The sequence below is a fragment of the Wenyingzhuangia aestuarii genome, from assembly GCF_011927765.1.
Classification (GTDB): domain Bacteria; phylum Bacteroidota; class Bacteroidia; order Flavobacteriales; family Flavobacteriaceae; genus Wenyingzhuangia; species Wenyingzhuangia aestuarii.
Genome location: NZ_JAATJG010000027.1, coordinates 1 through 6653, shown reverse-complemented (window position 1 = coordinate 6653; position 6653 = coordinate 1). Strand labels below are relative to the sequence as shown.

Below are 6653 nucleotides of genomic sequence, written 5' to 3'. Positions count from 1 at the left end.
ACAAAAAACAAATCCAAACAAAAAGCTTCGGCTTAGTCCGTGTTCGAAAATCTTGTCGATTTTCAAGCCCGCACAAAGCCTAGCCAAAACCGTTGTGGTGCATTTACCACTCAAACTTCTGAATTGAATAAATGAATAAATTAATATTTCGACTGACCTTACCTTTGACTCTAATTTCATTCGGAATTGTAACTAAATGGTCTTACGGAATAGCAATTGACGCAAAAGATGTTTTCTTTTATGGGTTTCCAATGATTTATAAATGTGAGGGATTTCACACATCTATGTCAACTCAATATTTCCTGACAGAAATGGGTATTAATCTGTTGATTTATTTTGTGTTTTGGTTAATAATTACATTTGCTCTAAACCAAATTTGGAAAATCAATATTCCGAAACGAATTGCAAAAATGTTCTGGATAGGTTATGGAATTTTATTTTTAGGATTTACTTATATGTCAAATGATTTGGATGACAGATATTCAATAAAACGAAATTTTGAAGTTAAAATATTTGATAGAGGAATTTCTGTTTTCGGAATTCATCCGACCAATAGAGAAAAATATCAAACTGAATAAAAAAATGAAATTCTTTAAAAAAATATCATTAATTGGAATTGTCTTCCTTTTGGCAAGTTGCTTCTCAACAGAAACAAAAAATGCTGAAAAAGCATATAAATATTGGTCTGGAAACGAACAACCAAAAGAAATTGAATTGATTAAAGGCGAATATTATCAATCACCGCATTTTACACTCGAATATGAGTTATTTCTTAAATTCAAATCGGACAAAAAATGGTTTGACAAATTTGTTGAATACAACGGACTTGAAATTGACACAGTTCAAAACGAATGGCAAAGTTCGACTAAATTACCAGAATGGTTTAAACCTGACAAAAATTATCTGATTTATGCAAAAGACCAAACAGACGAGTTTGAACGTTCAAGATATTTAAGAAACCCTAAGACTGGAATTAGTTACATTTATGAAACTGTGGGAATGTAAAAATAAAAACGACACCACAACAACGGCTAAAGTTAATGTGGGCTTGATTTCTAATCTGATGTTTTGTGTATATTTACTAAGCCGCTAAATCCTTTTCGATTTAGCTTTTGACAACAAATTAAAAACTAAACAAAAAGGCTTCAGCTTAGTGCGTTCTCGATAAATCCCTGATTTATCTCTCCCACACTAACCTTAAGCCAAACCCGTTGCCAAACATTCCCGAAATCAGAATCTGAATTCAATTAATTTCATAAACTAGCGAGGAAAAGACTATAAAATGTTTATTGAAATTGGTAAATTTGACAAAGAAATAATTAACTGTATAACAAAATTTGACATTTGTCGAGACAAAAAGAATCATACGATATTATGATAACTATTTTTTTAAAATACTTCAAAAATATAAGATTCCAAAAAATTATTTTATGGTGTTATTTGGTTTGGTATCTAACAATTATGAGCTTATACTTTGAGGCTTCTCTAAAATTATGGGCTAGTTCTGTAGGAATTTCACTTATTATCGGGTTTGCCCTTGTGTTGTCAACTAATCAACAAGGTGTAAAACAAAATATATGGGCGAAAATTAGACTCTTTTTGTTCCCGTTCTGTGTTTCTAGTTATTCTGCTACAATAAAAGATTATGATTTTATTCTATTATTTCCAAGTAATTTATTACACTTACTTATTTCAATTCTGAATTGTTTATTGTTTTTATTACTAATTTGGTGTATTAAAACTTTTTATAGACATAATATACAATTAATTTAAACAAAAAGACTAATGCAGAATTACTTTATCAATCATGATAGATAACTGTTTTTAGCTTCTTTGATTGTTTAGCTTATTAGTACAATGAATTGAAACAACGTTAGGCAACACCGTATAAAATTAATGTGGGGTTTTTGTCTTTTCCCAAAGTTTTGTCTTTATTTATTGTGTCGCTTATTCTTATTTGAGTATTTTTAAATCGACAAAGTAAAAACATAAAATAAGTATAAGCTTGTGGCTCGGCTGACAATAAAAAGATTGTCTACCTCCCACACTAATCCTATACAAAACCGTTGTAGTGCATTTAAGACAAACATTCTGCTAAACTTGAAATGACTAGAGAAAGGCTAACTAATGGAATTATACGAAATTGAATCTAATGGAAAAAAATATGAGTTTAATATTGTAAAAAACTCAACTGAACCTTGTCCTGAATGTGGAGTTCCTGCTTGTGGAAAAGAAGATATTTTATGGTTTGAAGAAGGTAATAAAAGGAAAGCAATCATATTTGACGGAGGTTTATTTGACCTTGCTGGAGAGGAGTTTTTTAAGAAAAACATAAAATCAATAGAATACGACCCACTTCCTAAATTTATGAAAGAATGGAATGAAAAAACAGGTTGGGAAGATTGTTGGAATTATGACGGTTATGAAATCGGAATTAATGATTTCTTAAAATCTCTTGAGTTACTTAAAACTTGTGAAATGGGGAAATGGATAACCGAAGAAGATATTGCTGATATGGAAAATTTAGCAACTGAAGCAAGAGAAAAAGGAAAGAAATTGAAAATAGTTAGAGGGTAAAAAACGCACCACAACAACGGCTAAAGTTAATGCGGGCTTGAGGTCTTATTCGATGTTTTGTGTATATTTACTATGTAGCTAAATCCTTTTCGATTTAGCTTTTGACAACAAAATTAAAAACTAAACAAAAAGGCTTCAGCTTAGTGCGTGCTCGAAAATCTTTGATTTTCTTCTCCCACACTAACCTTAAGCCAAAACCGTTCTATGCAATTTTGCGAAATTTAAAAACATCTATGAAAACAAAATTATTATTATCATTAACGTTAACTTTTACATTAACTTTTTTTGGACAAACATTAGAACACAGCTATTCTACTCAAGGAGCTGTATATGGAAACACTTTAATTTTTATTACCGATAATGGTTTTAATTATTATACTATAAACGATAATAATGAAATTTCATTATACAATAGTAACCATACTCTGAACAAAACAGTTAGTATTACTCTTCCTAACAGTGAAACTATTCGAACTATATTTCTTCCATCTGATAAATTATTTAACTCTGATTCAATGATTGAATTTGTTATTGTTACAAATGATTTTAATATGTTTCTTTTTAATGAAAATGGAACTAATTTATTTTCTTTTGGTCAAAGAGAAGAAATACATTATTTCAAAGATTCAAATAATAATTTCAAATTAATAACTACTGACGGTGGGAAAAAAAATAATACACAAAATTACGATGTATATTCAGTATCAGGAACTCTTTCTAATTCTCAACAATCATTATTTAAAGAAAGAGAAATTTTTAGTTTTCCAAATCCTGCTACTTCTGAAATAAAAATCACAAATCCTGTAAAAAATAAAACAGCAGAAACACTTAATGTTTTTGATTTAGCTGGTCGAAAAATTATTGAGAAAAAAGTTAATCAAACAGATGGTGAATATATAATTCTAGATATTTCTAAATTAAATAAAGGAACTTATGTGTACTCCATAAACGGAAAAAACAATAAGTTTATAAAAAATTAATCATCAAAAAAAACAGCATAGAACACCGGCTAAACTTCATGCGGGTTTTGTGCTAACCTCAAAGTTTTGTGTATATTTACTAGGTCGCCAAATCTTGTTGATTTGGCTTTGTGAAAATCAAAGAAACAAATCCAAACAAAAAGCTTCGGCTTAGTCCGTGTTCGAAAATCTTGGCGATTTTCTTCCCGCACAAAGCCTAGCCAAAACCGTTAGGTACAATGCGAAACGAAACCCAAAATATTTCAAATAAATGATAATCAAGAAACTTAAAGTATTAAATTTTAAAAAGTTTTCAAACTTGGAAATAGACTTTAAAGAAAATATGAATGTCATTATTGGAGATAATGAATCTGGGAAAAGTTCCATTCTTTCAGCTATAAATTTAGTTCTTTCAGGTAGTAGACATAAAGTAGAAGCATTAGGGTTAGACAGCTTATTTAATAATAATTGTATAGCTACTTTTTTCGAGAATAAACAATATGAATTACTTCCTGAAATGACTATCGAATTATTTTTCGAAGGCTTAAATGATGAAGAATTTTACGGTAAAAACAACTCTTTAAATTCAAATCATTTTGGAGTTTCTCTGATTTGTAAACCTATTCAAGAATGTAGCAAAGAAATAGTTGAAATATTAAATAGTAACAATGATAATTTTCCATTTGAATACTATTCAATTTCATTTTTAAAATTTAAAGGAACACCTTATTTTGGTTATAGTAGAAAATTCAAGCATATTCTACTTGATAATTCAAATATAAACAATGAATATGCTACAAATCAATATATTAAAAATCTTTATAATAGTTCAGTTAGTAGTTCTGAAAAGAATAATCATCTCTTCGAGTATAGAAACTACAAAAGAATATTTAAAGAAAAAGTTCTAGATGATTTAAATAAAAAAAATGAACAAGGCAAATACGAATTCTCTATAAAAAACAATACAACTTCAAATTTAGAATCTGACTTAACAATTACAGAAGATAATGTTGATTTACAAAATCGTGGTAAGGGAAGACAATGCTTTATAAAAACTGAATTTGCACTTCAAAAAAACGAAAATGAATTAGATTTCATTCTTTTAGAAGAACCTGAGAATCATTTAAGTCATACTCATATGTACAATTTAGTTGAAAGGCTTAATGAATCAAAAAACAAACAGTTATTCATTGCAACTCATAGTAATATGATTAGTTCACGCTTAGATTTAAGAAATTCTATTTTATTAAATAATAATAGTGAAATTACTATAAACCTTAGTAATCTGAGTGAATCAACAGCTAAATTCTTCATTAAATCTCCAAGTAATAACATTCTTGAATTTGTTTTATCACCAAAAGTGATTTTAGTCGAAGGAGATGCTGAATATATTCTATTTGAAAAATTCTTTGAAACTATAACTAATGAAAAAATTCAAAACACAAACGTACATATAATATCAGTTGGTGGTACAAGTTTTAAACGTTATATGGAAGTTGCTAATCTTCTCAATATTAAAACTGCAATAATAAGAGACAACGATGGTGATTATAAAAAGAACTGCGTAGATAATTATGTTAGTTATTTAAGTGAAAACACTAATATATTTTATGAAGAATATAATGATTTTTCCACATTTGAAATATCAATATATAACTACAATAAAGAAATTTGTGATACTCTATTTTCAAAAAGATTAAGAACTCGAAGTGTTCAGAAATATATGTTAGATGAAAAAACTGAAAGTGCATATGAATTACTTTCAGAAAAAGGTGAAGAATTAAATATTCCTGAATATATAGTTAATGCAATATCATGGTTGATAAAAGATTAATATTAGCTGTTGCAGGTTCTGGTAAGACCAGACTCTTAATAGATAGTTTAAATGAAAATGAAAATTTTATAATTGTAACCTATACACATACAAGTCTTAATCTTATAAAAAAAAGAATTATTGAAAAATTTGGATATCATCCAATCAATGTAAAAACTCACACATATTTCGATTTTCTTTATGGTTTTTGTATTAAACCTTTAGCTTTATTTAAATATAACCTCAAAGGAATCTCTTGGGATGTTCCGCCAGACTTCACAAAATTTAAAACTAAAGAAAACTTAGTCCGTTACATTAGTAAAAACGGATATTTATATCATAATAGAATTGGACAATTTGCAGAGGTAGAAAATTTAATAGATGAAATAAAGGATCGATTAGAAAAATTTTGTGACCACTTATTATTTGATGAGTTTCAAGATTTGGGAGGACATGACTTTAATTTTTTCATGTTAATTGTTCAAGCAAAAATCAATTTTCTACTTGTTGGTGATTTTTATCAAAACACATATGTAACAAGTTCAGACGGTAGAACAAACAGTACTTTATATTCTAACTTGGAAAGTTATATTAAACTAATTAAAAAGGCAAATATTAATATTGACACCAATACATTACAAAATAGTCATAGGTGTAGTCCTACAATTTGTAATTATATAACTCAAAATCTTGGAATAGAAATAGGTTCGAACAATAATAATGAAACAGAAATATTCCATATTACTGACAAAACAGAAGCGCTAAAATTAATTGAAGATGATTCAATAATAAAGTTAGTTTACCAAGAAAGTCATAAAACTAATTTTTATTCTAAAAACTGGGGAGATTCAAAAGGAGAGGATGATTATGAAAATACTTGTATTATACTCAATAAAACTTCTTCCCTATTACATAAAAAAAATAAACTTATTGAATCTAAACCAAGAACAAAAAACAGAATCTATGTAGCAATATCAAGAACAAAGGGAAATTGTTATTTGATTTATGATTCTTTACTTAAATAAGCACAGTACCTAACACCGGCTAAAATTAATACGGGTTTGAGTGCTTTCTCAAAGTTTTGTGTATATTTACTAGGTCACCAAATCCTTTTTGATTTGGCTTTGTAATAAGAAAATTAAAACCAAAAAAAAGGCTTCGGCTTAGTCCGTGTTCGAAAAGGCTCTCTCCTTTTCTTCCCGTACTAATCCTAGCCAAAACCGTTACAAGCAAGCATAATGAAAAAAATAATATTCATAATATGTTTGACATTTAGTTTAACTTCTTGTCGAAATGAAAAAAAG

General features: G+C 28.0%; 6 protein-coding genes. All 6 read left to right on the top strand.

Annotation, left to right across the window (positions count from 1 at the left end; genetic code table 11):
* The first annotated feature begins 131 nt into the window (after positions 1 to 131).
* The 6 genes from GGR97_RS14960 to GGR97_RS14935 all read left to right on the top strand — a co-directional run bounded on the left by GGR97_RS14960 (position 132) and on the right by GGR97_RS14935 (position 6374).
* Entirely contained in the window at positions 132 to 578 is a 447-nt protein-coding gene (locus tag GGR97_RS14960) for a hypothetical protein (RefSeq protein ID WP_167899337.1), read from the top strand.
* Between the two features lie 4 nt (positions 579 to 582).
* A complete protein-coding gene (locus GGR97_RS14955; protein ID WP_167899336.1) occupies positions 583 to 1005 on the top strand; it encodes a hypothetical protein in 423 nt (140 codons plus the stop codon).
* 1122 nt (positions 1006 to 2127) lie between these two features.
* Positions 2128 to 2577 carry a hypothetical protein gene (locus GGR97_RS14950; RefSeq protein WP_167899335.1) on the top strand — a complete coding sequence of 150 codons (450 nt, stop codon included), beginning with the start codon at positions 2128 to 2130 and terminating at the stop codon, positions 2575 to 2577.
* A gap of 233 nt (positions 2578 to 2810) precedes the next feature.
* Positions 2811 to 3557, top strand: coding sequence for a T9SS type A sorting domain-containing protein (locus tag GGR97_RS14945; RefSeq protein ID WP_167899334.1), 747 nt, complete (start codon positions 2811 to 2813; stop codon positions 3555 to 3557).
* A gap of 250 nt (positions 3558 to 3807) precedes the next feature.
* Entirely contained in the window at positions 3808 to 5370 is a 1563-nt protein-coding gene (locus GGR97_RS14940; protein WP_167899333.1) for an ATP-dependent nuclease, read from the top strand.
* The gene (locus GGR97_RS14935) at positions 5352 to 6374 is read left to right on the top strand and encodes a UvrD-helicase domain-containing protein (protein ID WP_167899332.1); all 1023 of its coding nucleotides are present in this window, start codon (positions 5352 to 5354) and stop codon (positions 6372 to 6374) included. Before GGR97_RS14940 ends, GGR97_RS14935 begins: the two co-directional genes overlap by 19 nt.
* Positions 6375 to 6653: the final 279 nt, after the last annotated feature.

Bases quoted from the DNA above. Each gene is read 5' to 3' on its own strand.
- GGR97_RS14960 (WP_167899337.1), top strand. From the start codon at position 132: ATGAATAAATTAATATTTCGACTGACCTTACCTTTGACTCTAATTTCA.
- GGR97_RS14955 (WP_167899336.1), top strand. From the start codon at position 583: ATGAAATTCTTTAAAAAAATATCATTAATTGGAATTGTCTTCCTTTTG.
- GGR97_RS14950 (WP_167899335.1), top strand. From the start codon at position 2,128: ATGGAATTATACGAAATTGAATCTAATGGAAAAAAATATGAGTTTAAT.
- GGR97_RS14945 (WP_167899334.1), top strand. From the start codon at position 2,811: ATGAAAACAAAATTATTATTATCATTAACGTTAACTTTTACATTAACT.
- GGR97_RS14940 (WP_167899333.1), top strand. From the start codon at position 3,808: ATGATAATCAAGAAACTTAAAGTATTAAATTTTAAAAAGTTTTCAAAC.
- GGR97_RS14935 (WP_167899332.1), top strand. From the start codon at position 5,352: ATGGTTGATAAAAGATTAATATTAGCTGTTGCAGGTTCTGGTAAGACC.